At 38.4% G+C, this 26,096-nt stretch carries 24 protein-coding genes; 5 read left to right on the plus strand and 19 right to left on the minus strand.

Features of this window, described 5'->3' with window-relative positions:
• The first annotated feature begins 133 nt into the window (after positions 1 to 133).
• The gene (locus QH639_RS02145) at positions 134 to 751 is read left to right on the plus strand and encodes an HAD-IA family hydrolase (RefSeq protein WP_281115607.1); all 618 of its coding nucleotides are present in this window, start codon (positions 134 to 136) and stop codon (positions 749 to 751) included.
• 46 nt (positions 752 to 797) lie between these two features.
• Here QH639_RS02145 and QH639_RS02150 read toward each other — a convergent pair whose 3' ends face one another.
• The 4 genes from QH639_RS02150 to QH639_RS02165 all read right to left on the minus strand — a co-directional run bounded on the left by QH639_RS02150 (position 798) and on the right by QH639_RS02165 (position 4,469).
• Positions 798 to 1,622, minus strand: a complete 825-nt coding sequence (locus tag QH639_RS02150; RefSeq protein ID WP_131519701.1) for a methyl-accepting chemotaxis protein — start codon at positions 1,620 to 1,622, stop codon at positions 798 to 800.
• A gap of 97 nt (positions 1,623 to 1,719) precedes the next feature.
• A complete protein-coding gene (locus QH639_RS02155) occupies positions 1,720 to 2,700 on the minus strand; it encodes a VanW family protein (RefSeq protein ID WP_281115608.1) in 981 nt (326 codons plus the stop codon).
• Between the two features lie 301 nt (positions 2,701 to 3,001).
• Positions 3,002 to 3,610, minus strand: a complete 609-nt coding sequence (locus QH639_RS02160) for a CAP domain-containing protein (protein WP_281115609.1) — start codon at positions 3,608 to 3,610, stop codon at positions 3,002 to 3,004.
• Positions 3,611 to 3,839: 229 nt separating this feature from the next.
• Positions 3,840 to 4,469: a transmembrane-type terpene cyclase gene (locus tag QH639_RS02165; protein ID WP_131519699.1), complete on the minus strand. Its 630-nt coding sequence runs from the start codon at positions 4,467 to 4,469 to the stop codon at positions 3,840 to 3,842.
• A gap of 158 nt (positions 4,470 to 4,627) precedes the next feature.
• Between QH639_RS02165 and pgeF the strand changes: the two genes are divergently transcribed.
• On the plus strand, positions 4,628 to 5,392 hold the full coding sequence (gene pgeF / locus QH639_RS02170; protein ID WP_259419170.1) for a peptidoglycan editing factor PgeF: 765 nt from the start codon (positions 4,628 to 4,630) through the stop codon (positions 5,390 to 5,392).
• 36 nt (positions 5,393 to 5,428) lie between these two features.
• On the opposite strand, the gene QH639_RS02175 is transcribed toward pgeF, so the two are convergent.
• The 10 genes from QH639_RS02175 to QH639_RS02220 form a co-directional block, all read right to left on the minus strand.
• On the minus strand, positions 5,429 to 6,541 hold the full coding sequence (locus QH639_RS02175; RefSeq protein ID WP_237900091.1) for a Ger(x)C family spore germination protein: 1,113 nt from the start codon (positions 6,539 to 6,541) through the stop codon (positions 5,429 to 5,431).
• Positions 6,538 to 7,620 carry a GerAB/ArcD/ProY family transporter gene (locus QH639_RS02180; protein ID WP_131519696.1) on the minus strand — a complete coding sequence of 361 codons (1,083 nt, stop codon included), beginning with the start codon at positions 7,618 to 7,620 and terminating at the stop codon, positions 6,538 to 6,540. Before QH639_RS02180 ends, QH639_RS02175 begins: the two co-directional genes overlap by 4 nt.
• A 28-nt stretch (positions 7,621 to 7,648) precedes the next feature.
• A complete protein-coding gene (locus QH639_RS02185) occupies positions 7,649 to 9,043 on the minus strand; it encodes a spore germination protein (RefSeq protein ID WP_053075663.1) in 1,395 nt (464 codons plus the stop codon).
• A 153-nt stretch (positions 9,044 to 9,196) separates the two neighbouring features.
• Positions 9,197 to 10,570: an amino acid permease gene (locus tag QH639_RS02190; protein WP_131519695.1), complete on the minus strand. Its 1,374-nt coding sequence runs from the start codon at positions 10,568 to 10,570 to the stop codon at positions 9,197 to 9,199.
• A gap of 257 nt (positions 10,571 to 10,827) precedes the next feature.
• A complete protein-coding gene (locus QH639_RS02195; RefSeq protein ID WP_004232753.1) occupies positions 10,828 to 11,037 on the minus strand; it encodes a hypothetical protein in 210 nt (69 codons plus the stop codon).
• A gap of 45 nt (positions 11,038 to 11,082) precedes the next feature.
• The gene (locus QH639_RS02200; RefSeq protein WP_281115610.1) at positions 11,083 to 12,597 is read right to left on the minus strand and encodes an NCS1 family transporter; all 1,515 of its coding nucleotides are present in this window, start codon (positions 12,595 to 12,597) and stop codon (positions 11,083 to 11,085) included.
• 124 nt (positions 12,598 to 12,721) lie between these two features.
• On the minus strand, positions 12,722 to 13,984 hold the full coding sequence (preA, locus tag QH639_RS02205) for an NAD-dependent dihydropyrimidine dehydrogenase subunit PreA (protein ID WP_048389894.1): 1,263 nt from the start codon (positions 13,982 to 13,984) through the stop codon (positions 12,722 to 12,724).
• Positions 13,985 to 14,178: 194 nt separating this feature from the next.
• Positions 14,179 to 15,546, minus strand: a complete 1,368-nt coding sequence (locus tag QH639_RS02210; protein WP_131519692.1) for an NAD(P)-dependent oxidoreductase — start codon at positions 15,544 to 15,546, stop codon at positions 14,179 to 14,181.
• A 98-nt stretch (positions 15,547 to 15,644) separates the two neighbouring features.
• A complete protein-coding gene (gene hydA / locus QH639_RS02215) occupies positions 15,645 to 17,048 on the minus strand; it encodes a dihydropyrimidinase (RefSeq protein WP_131519691.1) in 1,404 nt (467 codons plus the stop codon).
• A gap of 44 nt (positions 17,049 to 17,092) precedes the next feature.
• Positions 17,093 to 18,337 (minus strand): Zn-dependent hydrolase, encoded by a 1,245-nt coding sequence (locus QH639_RS02220; protein WP_131519690.1) that lies wholly within the window; start codon positions 18,335 to 18,337, stop codon positions 17,093 to 17,095.
• A gap of 140 nt (positions 18,338 to 18,477) precedes the next feature.
• On the opposite strand from QH639_RS02220, the gene QH639_RS02225 reads away from it, so the two are divergent.
• From QH639_RS02225 to QH639_RS02235, 3 genes are all read left to right on the plus strand, one after another.
• Complete coding sequence (locus QH639_RS02225; protein WP_237900087.1) at positions 18,478 to 19,647, plus strand: PucR family transcriptional regulator; 1,170 nt, start codon at positions 18,478 to 18,480, stop codon at positions 19,645 to 19,647.
• Positions 19,648 to 19,819: 172 nt separating this feature from the next.
• Positions 19,820 to 21,181: an aspartate aminotransferase family protein gene (locus tag QH639_RS02230; protein ID WP_048389882.1), complete on the plus strand. Its 1,362-nt coding sequence runs from the start codon at positions 19,820 to 19,822 to the stop codon at positions 21,179 to 21,181.
• A 13-nt stretch (positions 21,182 to 21,194) separates the two neighbouring features.
• Positions 21,195 to 22,715, plus strand: a complete 1,521-nt coding sequence (locus QH639_RS02235) for a CoA-acylating methylmalonate-semialdehyde dehydrogenase (protein ID WP_281115611.1) — start codon at positions 21,195 to 21,197, stop codon at positions 22,713 to 22,715.
• A gap of 92 nt (positions 22,716 to 22,807) precedes the next feature.
• On the opposite strand, the gene QH639_RS02240 is transcribed toward QH639_RS02235, so the two are convergent.
• The 5 genes from QH639_RS02240 to QH639_RS02260 form a co-directional block, all read right to left on the minus strand.
• Positions 22,808 to 23,125, minus strand: a complete 318-nt coding sequence (locus tag QH639_RS02240) for a DUF378 domain-containing protein (protein WP_048389879.1) — start codon at positions 23,123 to 23,125, stop codon at positions 22,808 to 22,810.
• 182 nt (positions 23,126 to 23,307) lie between these two features.
• Positions 23,308 to 23,793 (minus strand): methylated-DNA--[protein]-cysteine S-methyltransferase, encoded by a 486-nt coding sequence (locus QH639_RS02245; RefSeq protein WP_131519687.1) that lies wholly within the window; start codon positions 23,791 to 23,793, stop codon positions 23,308 to 23,310.
• Entirely contained in the window at positions 23,780 to 24,694 is a 915-nt protein-coding gene (locus QH639_RS02250; RefSeq protein ID WP_281115612.1) for a DNA-3-methyladenine glycosylase family protein, read from the minus strand. Before QH639_RS02250 ends, QH639_RS02245 begins: the two co-directional genes overlap by 14 nt.
• Entirely contained in the window at positions 24,691 to 25,272 is a 582-nt protein-coding gene (locus QH639_RS02255) for a bifunctional transcriptional activator/DNA repair enzyme AdaA (protein WP_259419175.1), read from the minus strand. Before QH639_RS02255 ends, QH639_RS02250 begins: the two co-directional genes overlap by 4 nt.
• Positions 25,273 to 25,297: 25 nt before the next feature.
• Positions 25,298 to 26,065: an isocitrate lyase/PEP mutase family protein gene (locus QH639_RS02260; RefSeq protein ID WP_259419176.1), complete on the minus strand. Its 768-nt coding sequence runs from the start codon at positions 26,063 to 26,065 to the stop codon at positions 25,298 to 25,300.
• Positions 26,066 to 26,096 lie beyond the last annotated feature (31 nt).

Genomic DNA, 26,096 nt, shown 5'->3' on the forward strand with positions numbered 1-26,096 from the left:
ATAATATTTACCATAAGATGTTTACGTACGCTCAAAATGGTTGTTATTTCAAGAATACTAGATTGCCCATTCCATGTAACATTTTTTAGCATAGAACGTCAATACAACGAGATGAAAAAGGAGAAAGTTTGCAATGAAGCATATTATCTTTGATTTTGATGGGACGCTTGCAGATTCTACTGCTGTGTTTGCATCAGCATGGAATACTTTAGCCCAAAAATATAAATTTAAAGGCATTGAATTGAAGGAAATTGATACATTAAAAAAATTATCAATTTCAGAACGCAGTAAATTATTCGACTTCCCAATGTATAAGTTACCTATGATTTTACCGCAATTTTATAAATTGTATCGTCAATCATTAAATGATGTGCATCTTTTCGATGGAATGAAGGAACTATTAATAGAGATTGATAAAAGAGGCTATAAAATCCTGATTATTTCCTCAAACTCTAAAGAGAATATTTTAGAATTTCTTAAAATGAACGGTATTCATTGTGTAGCAGATGTACTTTGCTCCAACCGCATTTTTAGTAAGGACAAAGTAATGAAAAAGTTTTTAAAGGAAGCGAATGTCGACTCGTCTGACGTCGTATACATTGGAGACGAGCAAAGGGATATTGTTGCTTGTAAGAAAGCCGGTATACCAATTATTTGGGTGGAATGGGGCTATGATGCCAAAGAAGTCGTGCAAAATGACGAACCTGAATACAGTGTCTCAACACCGCAGGAAATTTTAGAGATCATTTAATCATGAAAAAGGATAATAGCACTTGTCTATTATCCTTTTTATATGCCTATCCTTTGATGTCACTAATTTGCATTAGCTTTTCTGCTGTACTATTAACCCCTTTGTAGGCATCTGTTAATTCATGCATACTCGCAGCAAACTGCTGTGTAAACGCAGCAATTTGATTTGTTGATGCATTGACCTGATCGATGGATTGTTTAATATTTTCTAGTTGCACAGTTATGCTATCAGCACTTTCTGTGCTACTCTGGGACATTTTTTGTATTTCAGAAGCGACCACCGCAAAGCCACGCCCATGCTCACCTGAACGTGCTGCTTCTATCGATGCGTTTAGACCAAGAATTCTCGATTTCATAGCTAAATCTTTTACTAAATGGACAATCACATTAATTTGTTCAATATCGCCTGTCATCGATTCCGCGAAATTAGATAGCTCTTCCAAACGATTGGATACATCCTTACTGGCAGTGGCTAATCCATCATTTGTAGCTGTCATTTCTTCTACGGCACTCGAAAGCTCAGTTGCCAATAGACGCATACTATCCATTTTTTCGTTCGAAATAATGGCACTTACTACGCCAATAATACGTCCTCCTTCAAAAATAGGCTGGGCAGAGGCGATATAGGCCATACCAAAACCTTCTGCGCTACGCTCCTCTTTCACAAATTTTCCTGAACTTAACGCTATTTCTGTTGCTGTACCTCGATATTTATGTACTGGGTCACCAACCCCAACTTTTAAGTCAACCTTTTTTCCTGGTTTGTAGGCAAGCACTTTTTCCGTATCTGCCACGATGACACAAGCATCCTCTGGGTAAGTTGCTTGGTATAAATCAATCGAATCAATCGTTGCTTGTAGTTTAGGATGCATTGTCTTTTCCCCCTAAAATTTTCTGAATTGTATCAATTTAACTATATCATGCGATCCGAAAAAAGACACCAACGTCCAGTGGTGTCTCCTTACAACATTATGGTTTTTTCAATAATTCTACATATTTTTCTGCCGTTCGAATTTCAATTGTTAGAGAATTCTCTCCATAACTTGCCTTAATTAAAAATGGTACATCATTTGAGTTTTGAAACCTAAAATCTAACGTATCATAAGAAACCGTAGCATCTCTTCCTTTTGGGACATATCCTACATCTAACGAATGATGATGGCGCTCAACATATTTGACGGGAATTTGGTCTACTGCATTAAACAAGGTTGAAGAAGTTTGACAGATTCCACCACCAATTCCCATGACTACCTTCTTATTAATAATTTCAGGTGCGGGTTGATAGCCATTTGCCTCATCTCTTGGACCCACAATTGTATTAAAAGAAAAATAATCGCCACTGCCTACAATCACATTATGAATGGCTCTAGCAGAGAGCTCAATATTTTTATTTCTGCCTAAATCAGCACGATTGAAATAAGTTGTATAAGATGCAACAACCACTTCCTCTAATAAAGGAAGATCCTCAAAATAATAGCCACTTTCTGTTATATAGAGCGGCATTTCTACCTGACCGCCAGTCGCAGAAGCTTCGATAATACGCTCCACTAGCTCACTTTCCTTTAAAATGATTTGCGGCTTCCCCTTGATCACTTGCCCGTTTTCATCCAATCGATCAAGCATCATACGCTGATCATAGCCATTTGATATGTCCGTTCCTCTCGCCCATTCCCTTGCTAATTGTTCGATATGCTTTTGATAGGCTTGTGGGTCCGTATCGAAGCCAAATTCCTTTGGAGATATTGTTTTAAGTACCTTACTCGTAGTTGGATCAACAACCTCTACAATAGGATCAATCATTTGTTCTTGTTCATATGTAACAGGTTGCTGTATTTCCTCACGTTGTTGAATTTTTTGTTCTAGCTTGTTATCAGGGACTGCTGTTTTTTCACAACCTACGAGACCCGTCATACAGATAACGCAACATGTAGCTAACCACTTCTTTTTCAACCATAAACACCACCTCTATCTTCATACTACAGAGACATCTTATTCGTCTATTGCTCATAGTGTGTTGTTTTTTGGTTATTTTTATTTGTCAAGATAGCAAAAACAGGCTACATTATCCTTAGCCTGACATATCTAAAGATAGTTTGATGTGTATTCTTGTAGTTAATTAACCTTTTAATGATTTAGGAGGATTAATTCTAGAAGAAGTAATATACGCTTCCAATACGGTATACTTTAGAATTTAACGCGAAAAAGAGCATCTACTAGCTATCACAAAAGCCAATAGATACTCTTTCTTTTTTTATTTTTGAATAAACATTTGTGTCCAGTAATTACCTTCCTGTACAAAGCCTACACCAATATGTGTGTAGCTTTTATTAAGGATATTGGCACGGTGTCCTTCACTGTTCATCCAGGCCGTTACAACTTCCTGTGCGGAGCGTTGGCCCTTCGCGATATTTTCACCAGCAGATTTATACGTAATACCGAAGTTTTTCATCATGGTAAAAGGTGTACCATACGTTGGACTTGTGTGGTCAAAGTAATTTTTATCCTGCATATCTTGCGACTTATATTTAGCAACCCTTGATAGCTCCCAATCTTCTTGCAATGCTGGAAGACCTGCTTTTGCCCGTTCTGCATTGACAAGTTTCACAACCTCTTGTTCAACTGTTGCCTGTTCTTTTACAGGGACATTAATTTTTTGACCTGGAGAAATTTGATTTGGGTTAGCGAGTTGTGGGTTGGCATCAATTAATTCCTGTACACCCGTTTCTGTTTTTAATGCTATTTTCCATAGCGTATCACCAGATGTCACTGTATAGGATTCGGCGGCCATTGCCGCAACTGGCACTAATAATGAAGTTGCTACTACTGAAGCTAGTGCTACTTTTTTTATTTTTTTAAACATGTTAATCACCCTTCCTAATTGCTCTACCATTATCGTAAATAGTTTTTGAGCCATAATCATCACAAAATATTTGGAAGGATTTTTACAATTGTATGACAAGCTCGCCATATGTTTAGTTAAAGCCCTTTCTCTCGCTATTCTTTCCCATTGGAATTGTCATCAAGTTGCAATATCTTTGTAATTGGCATACATTACTAATAGATTCAGTGATCAATTGCTGCACAAAATCCTATTTTGCTAATTGCTTACGCTGTAATCGATAAATTAAGAGAATATAGAGCCAATCATAAAAGAGCGTTGCTACAGAAATAACGGTAATTAAAGGTGTGCGGAAGTATAGATAAAAGCCTACCGCTGCAAATAATGTACCCACCATCTTACAAACTGCTATCCCCATGGATTGACCAGCTAAATTCCCTCTTTGCAAGAGTAAAGCAATAAATAGACCTGACATCATAAGATTTTGAAAGAATGCTACGTACTTTCCTTCAAAATCTTGAAATTCATAGACTATACCTAAAATGATCAGCATGCTAAAGATTAACGTGATCAAAAAGGAGAAATACAATAGCTTTTTTGATAGCATCTTTCGATATTCATTTGGCGCATAACGTAAAAATTGCATCAAAATAAAGACATCCAATACAAACCAAATCAGCGTAATATAGCGTTGCAGGTCATTTTGTGGGTAGAAAAAAGCAAAGATAAATTCCCATGAAATATTGGCACAAATAGCAACCATAGGCATGCCATAGGTTTTATCTTGCCATCCTTTGTAAATAACAAGTATATATGTAAAAATCCAAAAAAGACCCATTCCTACTTGGCAAATGAATAATATGTCTTGTTCACTCAACATTCACGCTCTCCCCCTCTCTAGCATTCCTTCTACTATATGAGGAAATTGATTCTTTATGTCTAAAAGTTTGATAGACGGGTAAAGGAGTAGCTAAATAGTAAAAAACGGCAACCTATACATTCCACAAGCGATCCTATATAGTAAAACGAGGTGATTAAATGAAAATAAAAATGTATATAGAGAATGAGCAATTTATCGCAGGAACGACCTTAAAAGATGAGATGGAAGTAGAACACAATAATATGGCTTTGCATAGTTGCCATGATGTTCAAGCTATCATTAACAATCGTCAGCATTTAGCTGTGACATTGAACTGTGATTTACAAAATTTTATTTGTACAGAGCAAACACATAGTGCGAACTTTCATAAAGTCACATTAGCTGATCAAGGACGAGGAGCGGCACAAATGGATACAGCGGTGAAGAATACAGACGCGCTTTATACAGTTGAGCCTAACTTACTATTATGTAGTTTTACAGCAGATTGCGTGCCCGTTATTTTTTATAATGCTGTGAATGGACTTGTCGGTGTGATTCATTCGGGATGGCAAGGAACCGTCAAAGAAATAACACCCAAACTGTTTCAGCATCTTATGAATGAAGAACAATGTCGACCTGAGGACTTTCATGTTCAAATCGGTATGGCACTGAGTCAGCAGAAATTTGAGGTAGACGCAGATGTATATGAAAAATTTCACAGTCTTGGTTATGCCGAAGAATTTATGTATTACAATGCAGAAACGAAAAAATACCACATTGATAATCAGCAGACAGTCAAGAAGCAATGTGAGCTTGCGGGTATTCCAGTGAATCAAATACAAATTGATGAAACCTGTACATTCCTTAGTCCCGATGGCTTTTCTTATCGTCAAGATAAACAAGCTGGAAGACATTTAAGCTTTATTATGCGAAAAACACAATAACAGCAAAGACCCTTCTTATCGAATGGGTCTTTGCTGTTATTTTAAAGTACCTGTACTAATAATGGACGTTTCTACATGGACCTTCACGTCTAATTTTCTAATAAGCTCTCTTGTTTTTTTCGATGTCCATTTTCCATGATGATACATTCTAAATTCTTCACTTAAGCCAGCTGGATCTACCTCTGTTTTATTTAATCGTGCTAAAAATTCACTAATATCCTGTTCCAACTGTTTATTCACATCTTTTTCCAGATCACTAATGCTTTCAACTGTAAATAAATGTGATTCTCTTTCTCCCTTATATTCGCTTAAAGTACCCTTTATTTTTAAGAAAATCGTTAATTTGGGTGATTCCATATTTTTATTACTCTCTTTTTTCACACTGCTCTCGATTAAATCAATCATTACCTTTTCTTCTCCATGTCCTGCATTTAAATCAAGATGCAATGGAGCAAGATTTTTCTGTCCACTTAAAGCTTGAATAACTAGTGCTTCCTCAGGTTTAATTAATTCATGCATCTGATTCCCTTTAAATATGGCAACGCCTTTAATCTCTAATTTCTCCCCTCGTTTTTCAACATAGGGTAATACTACATCAACTACTGGATTGGTAATCGAATACATAAAATCATGAATATTTGTATTGGGATTAAAAGCAGTATTGATACTCGGCTCTAATAGATTGTTCAAATAAAAATTAATACTTGGCTTATCAGGGTAATCCCCTTTTAAAATCGCTTCCGCATTATCCTTCACAACAGCTATCAATACTTTATTACCTACTTCCGCATTGCGATATAAGTGCTGAACAATTTTTCGAACATTCCCTTTCCGCGCAAAATCTTCGTTTACTAAGACAACTCGCAATTGATTGAAGACTATTTTTTTATCGGATTGCTTTTCTATTTCCACGATGCCGCTTGATACTAAATCTGTTGTGATAGAAAAAGTTTGTGTGTCTTTTTCTGCGTCTGGAGAATATTGGGGGATCGCTACTGTGAGTCTCATCTGGTTCTCATCGATATAGTCAAAAGCCATCGAGTCTACCATCCCAACATCTTCTAGAGGAACTTTTAATTCTTTTTTAGAACAGCCTGTAAGTAAAACGAAAATCAAAAAAGAAATGATGCATAGATGTTTATTTTTCATACCTGCACCTGCTTTTTTCGAATAACATATATCAGGATTAAAAACACTGGCCAGCTTACAAGCACATAGCCTACATAGTTACTTGCCATAAATAATTTTTCTTGGAATTCACGCGAAAAGGGCATTTTTACAATAAAGAAAATGATCAAGGCGATGATATACAACTGATAACTTTGCTTTTTCTTTTTAAGGAAGGTATCCATCCCCCTTTTTGCACACCATACATAGGCTGTAATCGAGGATAAGATTAGAAAAACCCAAAGCGTAATGCCAATGATATCGATTCGCTCAATAAAGGTAAATTCTCCTGCCTTAAATAGGTTTAATACTGAAAACTCTACATTTTTTAACTGCCACTCTGAATAATACATGACGCTAATAGCTGTTGTGATAAAGCATAAAAATATACTAATCCAAATACCGATTAAGGAATGACGAAATGCCTTTTTTTGATCGATGATATATGGAAAATAAAATAGAATTAATTCGTAACCAAGGATAGAAAAATATCCTTGCTTTAACGCTTCATAAAATTCCTGAGGCGTAAAATTAAAGAGAGGCAAAAAATGACTTGGATCACCTTTTTCAATGGCCCAGCGCGTAAAATAGAATAATCCAATGGTAATAAAAAATGTCATTATACAAAATCGTGCAATAGATTTAATACCCCCACTTACAATATAAATAAGTAGCAGTAAAAAGCAAAGTACAGGCAAGGTGATGGTTTGTTCCTGCAATGCTGTACTTTGAATTAAGTGCATATAATTACTAATAATCCCTGCACTAAAAACAATAAATTGAATAATGACGAGTAGATTTATAAATTTTCCGAGCCATTTTCCCAATAATATTTCATTCATTCGAAATAAATCATCATTGGGAAACTTCGAACAAAGCCATACCATCGCAAATAGTGTCAGGCTAGCAATCACACCAAAGAGAAGAGGCATAAATGATTGTGTATAGCCCATAGGACTTATTTTCTGAGGGAGCGAAAGGATACCGGTACCAATCATAATACTTTGCGCTAAGAAGATGACATGATAACGATTTAAGACCTTTCCTTTTGTTGTATTCAAAGTTAACCACCTCATTCTCATTCTGACACTATTTTTTCTGTACTTTTGAAATACCAGTCTTACTTCTTATATATTTAGTTGGAAATCGGATGACACTATCCAATAAATCGCTTGGCTTTCTTGGAATGGCAGGTGTCATATAATGCGTCCCTAAGGATTTGAGACTTAATAGATGGTGGATTAACCACGCAAAGGCGAGCATCTGTCCAAACAAGCCAAATAAACCTGCTGATAAGATAAAAATATAACGGATAAATCGGCTAGTATTACTCATTAAGAAAATGGGCGGTAAGAAGGAAAGTAGTGCTGAGGTAGCAACCAATACAATGAGTATATTACTGAGTAATCCAGCTTCTACGGCAGCTGTACCAATTACAATACCTCCTACGATACCAATGGTTTGTCCAACTTTGGCAGGCATTCGGGAGCCTGCTTCTCGCAACACTTCAATAATAAGCTCGATAAATAATACCTCAATCAGTGGTGGAAAAGGTACCTTACTTCTTGATTCTTGAAGATTTAGTAATAATTCATATGGCAAAATTTCTGGGTGGAAGGTTAAGGCTGATATATACATTGGTGTAATCATGATCGTTAAGAAAAAACCAAAAAAGCGCAGCATCCTTAATAAAGATGCTGTTGTCCAACGGTTGTAGTAATCCTCAATTGACACGAACATTTCAAAAAAAGATGTGGGACAGACAATGGCTAGTTGACTATTATCCATAAAAACGACGATTCTACCATCCAGCAGATAACGGCAAATACTATCTGGACGGACTGTCATGTAATATTGAGGAAAGGGCGATAATGGATTATCCTCAATTAATTGCTTCAACACGGATATATCCGTAAATAACGGATAATCTACCTGGTCAATACGGTTTCTTAAATCATCTAAATTTTCATGGCTCACGATATTATCCATATACATAATCGATATTTTAATATTGGCTTCTGACCCAACAATTCGGTTTTCATTTTTTAGCATGGAGCTTTGAATCCGTCTTCTCACTAACGATATATTCGTTTCCAGTGATTCTGTAAATGCATCCTGTGGACCAATTACAGTCGACTCTGTTTCCGTATCCGTAATGGCTCTTGTAGGCGCGCTATACGTGTCGACGCTTAATAGGGCGTTGGTTTCGTGAAAAAAAAGAAGGGTTTGCCCAGCATTCAATTTTTTAACGACACCCTTCACATCCTTCGGGTCCACATATTGAGCCATTTGATGAATTTGTTTCAAATTATTAGCTAGTGGAATCGTCACCATGGTTTGTAAGGTCATTTTTTCGATGAGTGAGGAGAAATAAATGACCGTCACATCCCCTTCTTCTGTAGCGATCATTTTCAGTTTTACGTCATCGACTTCGTTAATCTCTTGCTTTAATTTAGCGACAATCTGCTCGGGTATCTCGTTCATTTTCGCTCCACCCCTTTTGTTCCGATAAATACCAGTCCATATCACTCAGTTTTTAGTAGTTTGTCTTTTTTTCATTTAATTATGTAAAAATTGTGCTAGCAAAAATAGCCATACAAAAAGGATGCATCCCAATTAGAGATACATCCTTAAAGGTTATTCTATAGAATCTTTGCTGTATCGGTTTTTACCAATACCAAATACGTAGTAGCTAATGGTTACGAGAATCAAGAAAATAATGCCCACTATTAATGACACGCGTGTATCATCATTGAACCACATGCCGACTAGTACCATGATTAAAAAGATGATTGTTACATAGTTTGTAATCGGTGCGAACGGCATTTTAAAAGGATGCTTTGCTAGCTGCGCTCCCTTTGCTTTTCTAAAACGAATTTGACTGATTAAAATGATAAACCATGGAATCATCCCTGGTAAAACACTTGCACTATACACATAAACAAATAAGTTTTCAGGGGCAATATAACTTAAAATAACCCCAACGACTAAGCCAACTAATACGCCCGCTGTTCCAAATAAAGGCACGCCATTACTAGAAAGCTTAGCGAAAAATTTTGGTGCTTGTCCATTCATAGCAAGTGTATATAACATACGTCCAGCACTATAGATTCCACTGTTACACCCTGACATTGCAGCTGTGATGACGACGAAATTAATAATACCTGCAGCAGCTGTGATACCTACCTTAGCAAATGTCGCAACGAAAGGACTACCAATTGTGCCAAGCTCATCCCAAGGATACACTGTAACAATGACAAAGATTGCACCGATATAGAAAATTAAAATACGCCAAATAATGCTTTGGATGGCATTCGTAATCGTTTGTTGAGGATTTTTTGCTTCTCCTGCTGTAATCCCAATGAGCTCCACCCCTTGATAGGCAGCAACGACTAAAGATAAGGCAAAGAAAAATCCTGTCCAGCCACCTGTAAAGAAGCCACCGTGACTCCAAAGATTGGATAAGCCAATTGCTATTCCATCATTGCCAAAGCCAAAGAAGATAAGTCCGACCCCAGCAATAATCATTAAAATAATCGTAACAATTTTAATCATCGCAAACCAGAATTCAAATTCTCCAAAAGATTTGACAGAAATGAAGTTTGCCACACCCAAAATCACCATTGCAATTAGACCAGGTATCCAAGCTGGTAATTCTGGATACCAATATTGCATATACGTTCCTACTGCTATAATTTCAGACATCCCAACAATAACCCATTGGAACCAGTTACTCCACGCTGTTAAATACCCTGCTAAAGGATGAATATATTTATAGCCAAATGTGGCAAAAGAGCCTGTACTTGGCTCCATATAAAGCATCTCACCCATTGCCCTCATAATGAAAAAAATAAAAATACCTGCAATACCATAGGCAAGGAGTACAGAAGGTCCTGTCCATTGAATAGCACTTGCTGAGCCCATAAATAGCCCAACACCAATCGTACCGCCAAGTGCAATCATTTGAATATGACGTGCTTCTAATCCTCTTTTCAATTCCTTATTGGCCACTCCATAACGCCTCTTTTCCTGTTGTTCTTTCTACGATGTTTTTACTTTAAAATAATAATCAATTTTTCTAAAAAAGACAAATGTATTTTTAGGAAAAACAAAAAATATTGCTATTTTAATAGAATAACAAAAAATAGGTAATAACGACGATTTAATTGATGTTTGTACGAAATATGGTGTTACTTCAACATAATTTAAATCAGAAAATTCAAAAAAACTCTATTCCATTCAAGTCGAAAGGAATAGAGTTTGCTTCGTTATTGTAATAAAGTTTGTTCGTGTAATTTAGCAGAGAAGTATTTACGTGCATCTGCTGTTAGAATTTGTAGCAAAGTCACTTCTTCTTGACGTGCAAATTCTACAAACATCCCACTTAAATTTTCGTAGACATATTTGATTTTAAAGCCACTATCTAAATAATGATCTACTTTTTGAATTTCCTCTGTGCTTTGTTGGAATTCAGACATGCCATCACCTCACCTTCTTTTGAAAATGTCTTGATGTTGTCTCACTTACTCGGCACCCTTCATCTCTAACAGAGGATCTGGTTGCTCCACCAGTTCATCTTCATCCGGAGTCGTCGTTGGAGCTGTTGGTTGGCCAAATATTTCGTCTAAATTATGTCCGACAGTAATACCTAAATATTTGGCATCACTTGGATCATCTAGCTCAGCTTGTGGATACTTTTTAAACCACCAATACTTCGCTAATACATAATATACAATCGCGCCTACAGCGAACCCTACTAAAGAAGAGTAAGTTGAAAATATATTGGCAACTGCACCACCGATTACCCAAGCGATTAATCCAGCCATATTAAAGCCCTTATAATATTTAAATTGCCCATCTAATTCATAAAGCTCTTTGACATGTACACGCCGTTTACGAATCAGGTAGTAATCAGCAAATAAAATACCTACAATTGCTGTTAAAATACCGCCAATGATTAATAGGACATTGACCATGACATCAAATAGACTCCAGGGCTGTGCAAGAATACCAATAATCCCTGCAATAACTACCCCTACCCAGAATGGCACTTTCGGTCCACCGATATTAGAGAAAATAGTAGCTGCTGGTACAACGTTGGCAGAGGTATTTGTCGACCATTGTGCTAATACAATCATCAGCAATAGAATTCCAAGAATAAAGCCGCTTGCACTTTGCTGTAAGGCATTAATTGGGTCTGCCGAGGCAACTGCCATATAGCAAACTGCACCAATCGTAACAATGAATGTGTTTGTAATGGGCATGACAATTAAAGAGCCTACAAGCTGTGTTTTATTACGCTTGAACCAATTACGCTCATTTTTGGGTGCTTTAAAGAAGCGGGACAAGGATGGCATATCTGCTGCTAAGGTTGCCCAAAAGCCCATATTTGCCATCACCACTACCATAAAGGCGGTAAAAGCAGCGAAGCCTGTTGTTGGGGTTTCCACCCACGTCCAAATATTTTTTCCCTGAGATGTTGCATTATCTGCCAATGTGTAATACATCCAACAAGAAATTAAAATAATGACAGGGGCTGCTAAATCAGCAAAACGCTCAATGGATTTAATACCAAGAGATGTATTAAAGAGTTGAAGCGCTGCAAACACAAGGAAGCAGATAAACCAATTATCAAAGCCAAACAATAAATTTAAAATTCCGTTTATCGCTAATGCACCAAAATACGTATTCAAACCAAACCAACAGGCAGCTGTAACACCACGTACAAGAGAAGGTATATGAGTACCGAATGTGCCAAATGGTGCACGCATATAAACAGGGAAAGATAATCCATGCTCTATTCCGATGTCACCAATTAACGTCATAAAGACGCCAATTAAACAAGAACCTACCAATGTTGCCACAATCACCATTGGTAAGGATAAATTCATAATAGCCGAACCACCAATGGCAAAAGCTGCTAATACAATTGCCATTCCTATCCAAATCACCGCAAAACCAAATGTTCCAATATTTCTTTGTTGATGTGTCACTGGAAGTAAATCTGGGGATTTTAAATAATTCCCTTCACGTTCCATAATGTTTCTCTCCTTTTTTTCTAATTTCCGTGACAACCTACTTGAAGTGCCTTCCTTCACCCAAAATGCTGAAGGAAGGTGGAATTTCGATTTTAATCTTTATTCAAAAATGAACAACGGTCCTTTATTTTGATAGACTGCTAAGAAGTGATTGGCGTTCATTCCATGTCATTGGCGGAATTGTAGATGGGCGTTCAACCATTGAAATGGCTCCATCGACAGGACAAACAATTGAGCATAAATTACAGCCTACGCAGTCTTCCTCACGAACCTTTAGCATTGGGCGACCATCCTCCGTATAAAGGTCAATACATTGATGGGATGTATCCTCGCAAGCAATATGACACTTATTGCAATTAATACAAACATCATTATTAATTTCTGCGACAATTTTATAATTTAAATCTAAATCACCCCAGTTTGAATACCTTTGTACAGAGCGACCAACTAAATCCATGACGGAAGCTAGACCTTTATCATCTAAGTAGTTATTCAGCCCATCAATCATATCCTCCACAATACTAAAGCCATGATGCATTGCTGCTGTACATACCTGTACGCCTGTCGCACCCATTAAAATAAATTCCGCTGCATCCTGCCAATTGGAGATCCCCCCAATGCCCGAAATCGGTACATTGACTAATGGATTACGAGCACATTCTGCAACCATGTTCAGTGCAATTGGTTTAACTGCTGGACCACAATAGCCCCCATGAGCTCCTTTTCCAGCCACATGTGGTACTGTATTCCAAGAATCTAAATCAACACCAGCTAAACTGTTAATCGTATTAATCATACTCACAGCATCTGCTCCACCTCGTGTTGCCGCTTCCGCCGTCACGGTAATATCCGTAATGTTGGGCGTTAGTTTAACAATAACAGGTGTACGCGCCGCTTCCTTTACCCAGTACGTTTGTTTTTCCACCAATTCAGGGACTTGACCAGAGGCAGAACCCATGCCTCGTTCTGCCATCCCATGTGGACAACCAAAGTTAAGCTCAAGACCATCAACCCCCACATCTTCTACTCGTTTGACAATTTCATGCCATTTTTCTTGCTTTGGTTCCACCATTAACGAGGCAATAATTGCGTGATTAGGAAATTTCTTTTTCGTCTCATAAATTTCTTGTAAATTCACTTCTAATGGTCGATCCGTAATTAATTCAATATTGTTAAAGCCTGCCACACGTTGGCCATTATAGCTAACTGCTGCAAAACGGGAAGACACATTTAAAATCGGTTCTCCTAACGTTTTCCAAACTGCGCCACCCCAGCCCGCTTCAAATGCACGTTGGACTTGATAGCCTGAATTCGTTGGTGGAGCAGATGCTAGCCAAAATGGATTCGGCGATTTGATGCCCGCTAAATTAATGCGTAAGTCTGCCATATAAGTTCCCCCTCTATCCGTACTAACAATCTTTTGTCAACTGAAAGCATAGTGCCAGATACAGGCTGTATGACCACCATTTCAAAACATAGGCTAATGTAATCATTCAGGTGGGGGATTAACAGCCTGTATAAACTCGATTGGTGAATCTAACAATCAGTGGAGAAAGAGCCTCCACTGATTGAAGGTTCACTTTATGCAATCTCACTTGGTTTTCTTAAACGTTCATGAATCTTATATGCTGCATCTTTTCCTTGCTGTACAGCGGTCACTACCATCGCTTCACCCTGTCCATTACCAAAGACAACATCTCCACATGCAAATACTTTGTCATTGGACGTTTGCATTGTTGTCTCATCAATGTCTACGACACCATTTGTATGAGCTAAACCAAAGGCTTCAATTAACGATACAAAACGAGTTTGCCCGATGGCTTTAATAACAGCATCCACTTCAATGATAAAATTGGAGCCCTTTACTTCTTCAGGGCGTTGTCGACCATCAGGACCTGCCTCACCAAGCTTCATTTTCACACATTCAATGCCTGTCACCTTTCCTGCTTCATTGCCAATAATTTTTTTAGGTGCAGTTAGCCATTTAAATGCCACACCATCCTGCTTGGCAAATTCATATTCAAATTTGTATGCTGTCATTTCTTTTTCTGTTCTACGATAGAGAATTTGTACATTATCTGCGCCTAAACGCACCGCACTTGTAGCACCGTCTATCGCCGTGTTTCCAGCACCGATTACGGCTACTCGTTTCCCTACAATATCATTTGTAAGCGGTCCCATTTTTGTTTTTCGAATAAACTCAATGGCATCATGTACCCCTTCTAATTCTTCCCCATCAATGCCCAAATTTGGGACAGCACCCATACCGACAGCTAAAATCACACTGTCATACTGAGCCAAAATTTCATCAGCAGAAATATCCACACCTACAGCTGTATTCGTTTGAATGTCCACACCGAGCTGTTCAATCTGCTCTACTTCCCAATCTACGACATCATTTGGTAATCGGAATGCTACAATCCCATAGCTTCCTAAGCCCCCTGCCTTCGCTTCAGCCTCATAAATAGTTACTTGATAGCCTAAACGACTGAGCTCACGAGCTGCCGACAAACCAGCAGGACCTGCCCCTACAATGGCTATTTTCTGTCCATTATGTGGACCTGCCTTAAATAGCTGAGCATTGGTTTCCATTGCCCAATCCGTTGCATAACGTTGTAACTCACCAATTTTAATTGGCTTTGTTGAAGAATTTAAGACACACGCCCCTTCACACAGTTCTTCCGTTGGACAAACTCTTGCACAGCTTGCACCAATTGGGTTTGCTTCTAATATAGTCGTAGCAGAACCCTTCATATTACCAGATGCAATTTTTTTTATGAAATTTGGTATTTGAATACTTGTTGGACATGCTTTAATACATGGTGCGTCATAGCAATACAAACAACGATTGGCTTCCTCAATAGCCTCATTCTTTGTCATCTTACCTTTTAATTCCACAAAATTACGTCTAAGCTGCACGGTCATTGCATTTTCTTGAATCGGAACCATTTCCACATCCCCCTCATGTGTTCATTTTTTCCGTACCCTAATTACGAAACCGATTGTTTTGCTCTCCAGTCAAAACAATCGGTCTATCCTGTAGGAAGCTAAATGTTTAGAGCTTCTGCAGTTACTGTTTTTAATGGACGTTTAATGTATCGTCCACTGCCAAGTACACCTACAAATTCTTTATTTTTAATGACATATTCCCCACGTACGAGTACACTAACAGGCTCACCTGTTACCTCCCAGCCTTCATATGGGTTATAGTCCACATTCATATGATGTGTTTTAGCTGAAATTTGACGCTGTGCCTCTGGGTCAAAAATGACGATATCCGCATCTGAACCAATTGCAATCGTTCCTTTTTGCGGGAATAAGCCAAATATTTTTGCGGCACTAGTAGAGATCATATCAACAAATTCATGGATGGAAATTCTGCCTTTTGCCACGCCCTCAGAGTATAAAATACTGAAGCGGTCTTCAATGAATGGTCCGCCATTTGGAATTTTCGAGAAATCATTTAAGCCTAATTGCTTTTTACCTTTAAAGCTAAAGGAGCATTGATCTGAGCCAATCGTCTGTAGCTGTTTTGCCTTTAAGGCATTCCATAAATGTTCTTGATGATATTTAGGACGAAGTGGCGGTGACCAAACATATTTGGCTCCTTCAAAGCCTGGTTGCGCTAATGCGGATTGATCGAGCGTTAAATACGGTGGACAAGTTTCACCATAAACATCATAGCCCTTTTCACGAGCGGCAATAATTTCATCTACCGCTTCTTTACAAGTCACATGCACCACATAGAGCTTCGCACCAGCTATATGCGCTAATTCGATAGCACGCTTTGTTGCCTCTCCTTCCAATTCCGCTGGACGAGTTAGTGCATGATAGATCGGTTCCTTATGTCCAGCACGTCTTGCCTCCTCTACTAGCTCATCTATAACAGAGCCATTTTCACAATGGACCATCACTATCGCACCAAGATCCTTAGCGATTTTAAAGGCTTTAAATAATGTACGATCTGTCGCTTGGAATTCTTTTGCATAAGCCATGAAGACCTTAACAGAAGTAATGCCCTCTTGCTCCAACAATTGTGGTAATTCAGCTTCGGTTTCAGGTGTTAGATCACCAATCATCAAGTGGAAGCCATAGTCAATAGCAGATTTTCCTTTTGCCTTGTCATGCCATTTCTCTACGGCTGTTGCTAATTTTTCTTCTCCTGCTGTTAAACAGAAATCTAAAATAGTAGTTGTCCCACCAAAAGCCGCTGCAATGGTGCCTGATTTCCAATCATCATCCGTCACCGTGTTATTGAATGGCATGTCTAAATGCGTATGGGGATCAATGCCTCCAGGCAATACGTACTTGCCTGTAGCATCAATAATTTCGGCGCCAGCATCCGTTAAATTTTGTCCAATTTGAACAATTTTCCCGTTCTCAATTAAAATATCTGCCTCAAATACATCAGCAGCAGTTGCTACTCGTCCACCTTTAATGATTTTTTTCACTATGCCTCTCACCCTTCATCACAAAATTAGAGAATGCTTGATAGTTAATGCAGTGTATATGTTTCGCCCATACTAAACTTCGTTTGTAGCGTTAACACCGTTTCCAATAAAATATCTGCGCCCTTTGCACAATCTTCAAAGGCTGTTTCCTCTTCTTCACAATGACTCTTCCCTTCAATACTTGGAACAAAAATCATCGCGGAAGGAACCATACTTGCCATATACTGTGCATCATGTCCAGCGCCACTAAACATACGATGAGATGAATAGCCAAAGCTTTGACAAGCTCTTTCTACTTCATTGCAAATCGCACTATCAAAATACACGGTATCTCTGCCCCATAACTTGACAGGCTGAATATGGCATCCGCCCGCTGTCTCAGGAAGCGCGTTGAGAATATCCTCAACCTGTTGCATGACCTCTGGCTTTTGATGACGTGAATCAATTGTAAATGTCACCTTATTTGGGATAACGGTATGAATATTCGGGGAAACATTCATACGACCAAAAGTAAAAACAAGTTGTTCGTCAATTTTTCCTAATTGTTCATATAGCTCTTTAATGATGGTTGATGCCACAATCATTGGGTCTTTACGCATTGGCATTGGGGTTGTACCTGCATGGTTTGATTGCCCACTAATTGTAATTTCATAGCAGACCATGCCTAGCACACCTTCAACAACACCAATTTCCTGCTGTTTTGCTTCTAATACTGGCCCTTGTTCAATATGCAATTCGATATAAGCAAGTGCCTCCTTCAGACGATTGGCTTGCTCTCCCTCATAGCCACTTGCTTGTAAAGCTTGTTGAAAACGAATGCCGTTTTTATCTGTAGATTGTAGCATTTTTTCTTTGTCAAATTTTGAGGTAATGACGCCTGAACTCATCATGGCTGGATCAAAACGTGCCCCTTCTTCATTCGTGAAATTGACAATCGTAAGAGGAATGTCCACTTCGATATCATTTTCCTTTATTGTTCGAATGGCCTCGATCGCTGTTAGTACACCTAACACACCATCAAATTTTCCACCTTTTTCTACTGAATCTAGATGGGAACCCATGACAATGGGTGGCACATTCTTTTTACCAGGAAGAGTGGCGTAAATGTTGCCCATATCGTCCACCTGAATATCCATTCCTAACGTTTTGCAACACTCACAAAAATAGTTTCTTGCTAATACATCCTCATTCGAAAGAGACAAACGTGTGACGCCACCATTTTCGGTGGCCCCAAATTGACTAAATTGTTCAATTAACTCTTGCAATCGTCTACTATTACATTTATACATATGCAAGTCCTCTCTTTCACAGTAGTTAATAAACATTCTAAAATAGATAAAATTTGTGAGATATGGATAGTAAACTAAAAAAATATGTGCAACTGCACATCATATATGGTAAGTTATGTTCATAATTAAGGGGGGAACGTATGGGGACGATTCGTAAAATTGTAGAGGGAGTTCATTTCCCAATGCTCACATTAGTCGCTGGACATAGTGGTACGTATCGCAGAGTTACTGGTATTAATGTTGTGGAAAGCAGTCATTTAATCATGTTTTGTAGACCCAATGAATTAGTCGTCACAACAGGTATTAATTTAGATGCACAGCAAGACTCCTTGGAACATCTTGTCAAACAGGCATACACGAAAAAAGTAGCTGGCTTTATCATTAATACAGGACCATTCATTCCTAGCATTCCAGAAGCCGTCATCTCTTTTGCCAATCAACATGATTTCCCAATTTTTCAAATGCCATGGAATTATCGCATTGCTGATCTATTAAAAACTACCTTTCAATTTATTGCCAATCACCATCAAGAGCTTTCTATCGAAGAAAAGGTTCTTTTCAATCTACTATTTCATTACAAACAAAACACTAACACAATGAAAGATCAACTAGCACAGCTAGGATTTCCTCAAGGAAGAGAATTAGCGATCATAACTTGTACAACCATTGGCTCCAAAGCAGCTATTGACCGTTATGAGGTCATGATCCAATTCGCTTTTCAAAATCGCTATCAACGCTTCTTAAAATTAAAGCATAAAAATCACCTCATCTTTTTAATTGATAAAGCACAAATCAATACACCTAATATACCCTTCTCAAAAGTTGTAGAAGAAATCTATGAAAAAATCACGCTAAAAAATGGTTACTTGGATATTATTATCGGCAAAGGTAACTTTCATAAAGAGCTAGAAAATGTTCGCCAAAGCTATGATGAGTCCTTAACCGTCATCCATTTAGCACAGCTTCATAACAATCGTTATTTGTATAAATACAAAGAAATCGGTGCCTATAAAATATTGATGGCTGTGAAAAATCAGCCCCTAATGAAATCGTTTAGTCAGGATATTTTAGGACAGCTTTATCACTATGATGAACTACATGGGACAGACTATGTACCTTTTTTACGTATTTTTGTTGAGGAAAATGGCAGTACAAGCAGGATTAGTGAACGTCAATTTATACATCGAAACACCGTCCTCTATAAAATTAAGAAAATTGAAATGCTATTAGATATGGACTTAAGCAATCCCTTTACGAAGACTAATTTGTATATTGCCTTTTTAATTGAGGATGTCTTGATGCATCAATAGCCTGTCACAACATTAAATTAACTGAATTATCTTTCTCATTAAATACTCCTTCTAAAATTCTTGAAGCATACATATAAAGTACAAATGGGGGCGACTGCGCATTTTTGTTGTCCACATCTGAGGAAAACATATGCATGCTAATCAACTACCTGTTTAGAAGGAGTGAAGCTTCGTGACAAATGTAACAAGTCCCAATTGGCAAGTAAAAGATGAACAATTCGTATGGCATTCTATGAAGCCCTACAATCCAAATGCAACAATGATCGTCCAATCCTCTAAAGGAGCATGGATTACTGACATTGAAGGCAAGCGCTATTTAGATGCAATGGCAGGTTTATGGTGTGTGAACGTTGGCTATGGACGTGAGGAGATTGCCAAAGCTGCCTATGAGCAATTGCTAGAAAATACGTATACCCCATTATCTGTTGGGCATATCCCTGCTATTCAATTAAGTGAAAAAATTAATGAGCTTTTAGGGGATGATTATGTCGTCTTCTTCTCCAATAGTGGCTCCGAGGCAAATGAGGCAGCCTTCAAAATAGCTAGACAATATCATCAACAAAAAGGTCACGTCAATCGAACGAAAATTATTTCTCGTTACCGGGCCTATCATGGTAGCTCGATGGGTGCTCTTGCAGCTACTGGACAAGCTCAACGAAAGTATAAATATGAGCCACTGGCACCAGGTTTTATACATGTCACTCCACCTGACGCTTATCGTGCCAATGAAGACCATATTCAAAGTAAGGACCCTTGTGCATTACCATCCGTCCAAGCAATCGATCATGTCATGACTTGGGAAATGTCAGATTCCATAGCAGCAGTCATTATGGAGCCTATTATTACTGGCGGTGGTGTAATTATGCCCCACGACAGCTACTTACAGGGAGTTAAAGCTGTTTGTGAGAAGCATGGCGCACTACTCATTGTCGATGAAGTCATTTGTGGTTTTGGTCGTACAGGCAAAGCTTTTGGATTCCAAAACTACGGCATCCAGCCTGATATTGTGACTATGGCAAAAGGCTTAACAAGCGCTTATATGCCACTGTCTGCTACAGCTGTTCGTCGTGAAATTTATGAGGCGTTTGCTGGAACTGAGGAATATGACTTTTTCCGTCATGTCAACACATTCGGTGGATCACCAGCAGCATGTGCCGTCGCATTAAAAAATATTGAAATAATGGAAAAGGAAAATTTATTTGCCCACTCGGCTGCACTAGGTGCTACATTACTCACTACATTACAGGAACAATTAAAGGAGCACCCGAATGTTGGGGATATTCGTGGGAAAGGCTTATTAATTGGCGTAGAGCTAGTACAAGATAAAGATAGCAAAACACCGCTCGACATGACACTTGTGAACAAAGTGATCACACAATGTAAGGAACAAGGGTTACTCATTGGGAAAAATGGGGTAACCGTGGCAGGTTTCAATAATGTGTTAACCTTATCTCCTCCTCTGATTATTTCCTCAGACGAGACGAATTTCATTGTTGAAAAATTTGTACAAGCCTTACATTCTATTAAACTGTAGGAGGAATAGCTAGATGGTAACAAATACAGACATACAGGATTTAGGTCATTTTATCAATGGACAAACAGTTCTAGGGAAAAGCGGTCAGTTTTCAGATGTTTACAATCCAAGCACAGGTACTGTCATTGCTCGTGTACCTTTGGCAACAAAACAAGAGGTACAGGAAGCGATTGCTGCTGCCCAAGCGGCTTTTCCTGCTTGGCGTGGCTTATCAGTTGGTAAACGAGCTGAAATTATCCTTAGATTCCGCCAACTCATAACAGAAAATATCGATGAACTAATTGATATGATTTGTACAGAGAGTGGCAAAACGATTGAGGATGCCAAGGGCGAAATTACTCGCGGTTTAGAATCTGTTGATTTAGCTATCAATGCCCCCCATTTACTTAAAGGAGAGTATTCAGTGAATGTTGGTGGTCATATCAATGCCTATTCTCTGAAAGAACCATTAGGCATAGTAGCGGCTATTTCCCCATTTAATTTCCCTGTCATGGTACCGCTCGCAATTACAAGCATGGCGGTGGCTGTAGGAAACTGTGTGATTCTGAAGCCGTCAGAGCGGGTTCCTTGCTCAGCATTATTTTTATCAGAGCTGTGGAAAGAGGCAGGCTTACCAGATGGGGTTTGGACTGTTATTAATGGAGATAAAGATGCTGTTAATGAGCTGTTATGCCATCCAGCCATTGAAGCGATTTCCTTTGTAGGCTCTACGCCAGTTGCAGAAGCCATTTATGCTACAGCCTCTAAACATGGGAAGCGTGTCACAGCACTTGGGGGAGGTAAAAATAATATGGTGGTTATGCCAGATGCTGACTTAGAGCATGTAGCAAATGCCTTTTTAGGGGCTGCCTATGGAGCTGCCTCCCAGCGTTGTATGGCACTGTCAACCATTATTCCTGTTGGGGAGGATACAGCCAATAAATTAGTGGGTATTCTTGCCGATAAAATTGCCAAATTAAAAGTGGGTCCCTATACAGATGCCGAAGTTGATTTTGGACCAGTCATTACTCAGCAATCAAAGGATGCCGTCATTGGCTATATCGATCGTAGCCTAGAAGAAGGCGCAACATTGGTCTGCGATGGGCGAAATCCGGAAATTTCCAAACAATCGAATGGTTTCTATCTTGGACCTACATTACTCGATCATGTAAAGCCTGGAATGGAAATTTATGAACAAGAGGTTTTTGGACCTGCACGTAATGTCGTCCGCGTGGCATCATTAGAGGAAGCTATAGCCCTTATTAATGCCCATGAATTAGGAAATGGTGTAACCATCTTTACGAACAATGGTGCAGCAGCTCGAAAGTTTACCACTGAAATTGAAGTAGGTATGGTAGGTGTCAATGTACCCATTCCTATTCCAGTAGGCTATCATAACTTTGGTGGCTGGAAACGATCAAGATTTGGTGAGGGGCATATGTTTGGACCTGACCAAGTTCGTTTCTTCACAAAAGCGAAAACCATTTCAGAAAAATGGGTAGAACAAGGAAATGACATTACCTCTTCCTTTGCATTTCCAAGTAATCAGGACTAATCCTAAAAAAATAAATATTCGCGTAGTCAATAGCTACGCGAATATTTTGAAAAACTGACGCGACAACATGGTCACTAGTTTTTACAGTTTAACTATTTGTTCTCTTTTTTCTCTTCCGTTTTTCTTACTTCTGAGAAATCTGTTTCTTCTCCAGCCTCCATGCCATAGCTAGGATTTCTATCCATACGAGTAAATGTATCTACATCATCCTCGTCTTCAAATCGCTTTACAAGAATTGGAATCGAAATTAGCCCAGCAAGACCAACGAGTGCATAAACCCAACGAGATAAGACCGCCGTTTGTCCACCAAATAAATAAGCCACTAAATCAAATCTAAAGAATCCAATGAGTCCCCAGTTGATTGCACCTATAATAACTAGTACTAAGGCGATTCTATAAAGCACGCTCATGTGTACACCTCCTTTATTTTCAATACTCCAAGCTATATTTCTTAGCAGGGAGGTGTCATAAGAAGCGATAAAATGACAAAGACTAGTCATTACAACCGCCATTTTGACGGTCTTATTTTTTGCAATAACCTCTTTTTTATACTGTGTACAAATAGCGAAATGACGTACTCTGATGAATGGGGTTACTTGGATAAATTTTTATGTGTCTGCTCATGCTGAAGCAGCCATTCTTTGCGCCACATCCCGCCTCCATAACCTGTCAGCGTTCCATTGGAGCCGATAATTCGATGACATGGCACAACAATGCTGATATTATTTTTACCATTCGCACTACCAACAGCCCTTACAGCTTTTTCATTGTTAATAGCAATGGCGATATCCTTGTATGAAGCCGTTTCACCAAATCCTACACTCGGTAAAACATGCCAAACAGCTTGTTGAAAATCTGTACCTCGAAAAACATAAGGAAATGAAAACTCCTGACGATCACCTAGAAAATACTCATGCAATTGCTTAACACATTCCAGTAAAACTTCAGGTGTGTCTTGCTGAGGAGCATTGACGATCTGCTCTCGCTCTGCAAAGTTAATGGCATCAATTGCTGTATCACTTCCCTCAACTTCTATAATCCCAATTGGTGATGAATAATCTAATTTATACCGTTTCATACAGTGACCTCCATAAATAAAAGGTGGCATAAGCTTGCCAGCCTTGCCAATGTTCCGCATAGTTCTTTAATTCTTCAATTGTTGGTTTTCGTTCTAATGCTAGTTGTATTTTTAAAGCATTATGTAGACCTACATCTGCTATAGGAAATGCTGTCGGTTGTTGCAGACATTTCATAAGCACATAATCTGCTGTCCATGCACCAATTCCTCGAATGTCCATTAATCGTTTTTTCATGGCTTCGTAGTCCTCTTGTTGCCACAGCAAATTTTTTGTCAATTGTCCGCTTACGATAGTTTTGGCAATATCAATAATGTATTCTGATTTCCTCCGTGTAAATTGGAGGTGGATCAAATCATCTACCTCAATAACGGCTATTCTCTCTGGCGTTGGAAACAGCCAGTAGCTTTGCCCCTCAAAGTAAACATATTCTCCAAAATGCTCGACAAATCTCTTTTTTAACATATAGGCAAAAGTTAAATTTATTTGTTGACCAATAATTGCCCAAACCAATGCTTCAAATAAATCAGGAATCCCGATTAACCGTAATCCGTTATATTTCTTCACAAGTGGCTTTAGGATTTGATCGTTTTCAGCCATCTGGTAATACCCCTGCAAATCCTTTGTTAAATCAAACCACTCTGCGATATATTGTGCGATGATCGCCTGTTCATGGCTAGCTGGCTGTTTCATTGGAAATATTACTATTATTTTATGTGCTTGTTCAGTTATTTCACATAAAATAAATTGTTCATCAATCTTCAATAATTTGTAGAGCACATCATCCTTTATATGGTGAAGTATTTCATGATGTGAGCGCTTTAAGAACTGCAAACACTCTCTATAATTAAATGCCTGTGGTAACTCGATAACTAAATAGCCAACATCGTTTGTCCATTTCATATCATGTCCCCCTGCAACGATAGGTTACGGTATTCTGTAGGCGAACAATTTTTCAGCCGTCGAAAAACTTTATAAAAATTAGATGGGCTTTGAAAGCCAGCTTCATAACATATTTCTAAATTTGTAAAGTCGGTATGTTTTAATAGATGGGCAGCCTTATCAATTCTGATTTTCTCTAAATACGTTCGAGGCGTCTCAGCAGTCTCTTGTTTAAATAGTCGTTCAAGGTGAAAGGGACTGAGGCCAACATGCTCCGCCATCTCCTGTAAAGTCACTTTTTGTTTATATTCCTTCATAATAAAAGTCGTGACATTTTTTATCAATTGCGTGTGTGGAGAATGTTCGATTTCAGGCTGACATCGTTTACATGCCCGATAGCCAGCCGCCTCTACCTTTTGGATATCTTCATAAAATTCAACATTCATCTTTTTCGGCTTTCTGGATTTACAGGAAGGACGGCAATAAATCTTAGTAGTTTTAACCGCTGTATAAAAAAGCCCATCATAGGTTTGATCACATGTTATAATCTTTTCCCACTTTTCCTCAAAAGATAAATTGATATTGATTGCATTGTCCACGATTATCTCACCTCATTCCCATCGACTATATATATAACGCAGAAGAATCTTGGTCTTTTAATAATTGTGTAGCATACTGTGTTAAATGCGCAATTATTTTATCTGAAAGTGCATTTCCAAAGCTAAAGCGTTTCACCCCTAATTCTTTTAGTAGCTTGACATTCGTTAAATTAGGTAAAGAAAGAAGATTAATGGGCGCATTTATATTACGAGTCATCGCGCTGATTTCATTGGCATCTGTTAAGCCTGGGATAAATATACCACTTGCTCCGCTCTCAATATAAGCTTTTGATCTTGTTATTGTTTCTTCAAATGGTTGCTCTAATTGAAAATACGTATCTGTTCGAGCATTAATAAAGAAATCTTTATAGCCATGATTATCTAATTCTTTCCTCATGTTTGTTAATAAATAACAGTGTTCAATTATGCTCCTTAAGCCTGTTTGATGTTTAAGGGAATCTTCAATGTTAATCCCTGCTACTCCCACATCTGCCGTTCTCAAAACATTGTCGATAATACTTTGTTCATCATGACCATACCCCGCTTCTATATCTGCTGATACGGGAATCTTGACTTGCTCTGTAATGGATTGAATAATTGTTAGATGTCGTTGAAAATCGATTTGTTCACCGTCTGCATAGCCAAGTGAGTTCGCGATTCCCCAGCTTGTTGTGCCGATTGCTTGAAAGCCTGCCTTTTCTAATGTTAATGCTGATAAAACATCCCAAGCATTCCCAATAAATAATAGCTCTTGTGAAAAATGTAAATCATAGAATTGCTTAATTTTTGACATAATATAAGCCTCCATATGGTTTGTTAGACCT

It is taken from the genome of Lysinibacillus sp. 1 U-2021 (assembly GCF_029916965.1).
Classification (GTDB): Bacteria; Bacillota; Bacilli; order Bacillales_A; family Planococcaceae; genus Lysinibacillus; species Lysinibacillus capsici.

Bases quoted from the DNA above. Each gene is read 5' to 3' on its own strand.
- QH639_RS02145 (WP_281115607.1), top strand. From the start codon at position 134: ATGAAGCATATTATCTTTGATTTTGATGGGACGCTTGCAGATTCTACT.
- QH639_RS02150 (WP_131519701.1), bottom strand. From the start codon at position 1,622: ATGCATCCTAAACTACAAGCAACGATTGATTCGATTGATTTATACCAA.
- QH639_RS02160 (WP_281115609.1), bottom strand. From the start codon at position 3,610: ATGTTTAAAAAAATAAAAAAAGTAGCACTAGCTTCAGTAGTAGCAACT.
- QH639_RS02165 (WP_131519699.1), bottom strand. From the start codon at position 4,469: ATGTTGAGTGAACAAGACATATTATTCATTTGCCAAGTAGGAATGGGT.
- pgeF (WP_259419170.1), top strand. From the start codon at position 4,628: ATGAAAATAAAAATGTATATAGAGAATGAGCAATTTATCGCAGGAACG.
- QH639_RS02175 (WP_237900091.1), bottom strand. From the start codon at position 6,541: ATGAAAAATAAACATCTATGCATCATTTCTTTTTTGATTTTCGTTTTA.
- QH639_RS02185 (WP_053075663.1), bottom strand. From the start codon at position 9,043: ATGAACGAGATACCCGAGCAGATTGTCGCTAAATTAAAGCAAGAGATT.
- QH639_RS02195 (WP_004232753.1), bottom strand. From the start codon at position 11,037: ATGTCTGAATTCCAACAAAGCACAGAGGAAATTCAAAAAGTAGATCAT.
- QH639_RS02200 (WP_281115610.1), bottom strand. From the start codon at position 12,597: ATGGAACGTGAAGGGAATTATTTAAAATCCCCAGATTTACTTCCAGTG.
- preA (WP_048389894.1), bottom strand. From the start codon at position 13,984: ATGGCAGACTTACGCATTAATTTAGCGGGCATCAAATCGCCGAATCCA.
- QH639_RS02210 (WP_131519692.1), bottom strand. From the start codon at position 15,546: ATGGTTCCGATTCAAGAAAATGCAATGACCGTGCAGCTTAGACGTAAT.
- QH639_RS02220 (WP_131519690.1), bottom strand. From the start codon at position 18,337: ATGTATAAATGTAATAGTAGACGATTGCAAGAGTTAATTGAACAATTT.
- QH639_RS02225 (WP_237900087.1), top strand. From the start codon at position 18,478: ATGGGGACGATTCGTAAAATTGTAGAGGGAGTTCATTTCCCAATGCTC.
- QH639_RS02235 (WP_281115611.1), top strand. From the start codon at position 21,195: ATGGTAACAAATACAGACATACAGGATTTAGGTCATTTTATCAATGGA.
- QH639_RS02240 (WP_048389879.1), bottom strand. From the start codon at position 23,125: ATGAGCGTGCTTTATAGAATCGCCTTAGTACTAGTTATTATAGGTGCA.
- QH639_RS02245 (WP_131519687.1), bottom strand. From the start codon at position 23,793: ATGAAACGGTATAAATTAGATTATTCATCACCAATTGGGATTATAGAA.
- QH639_RS02250 (WP_281115612.1), bottom strand. From the start codon at position 24,694: ATGAAATGGACAAACGATGTTGGCTATTTAGTTATCGAGTTACCACAG.
- QH639_RS02260 (WP_259419176.1), bottom strand. From the start codon at position 26,065: ATGTCAAAAATTAAGCAATTCTATGATTTACATTTTTCACAAGAGCTA.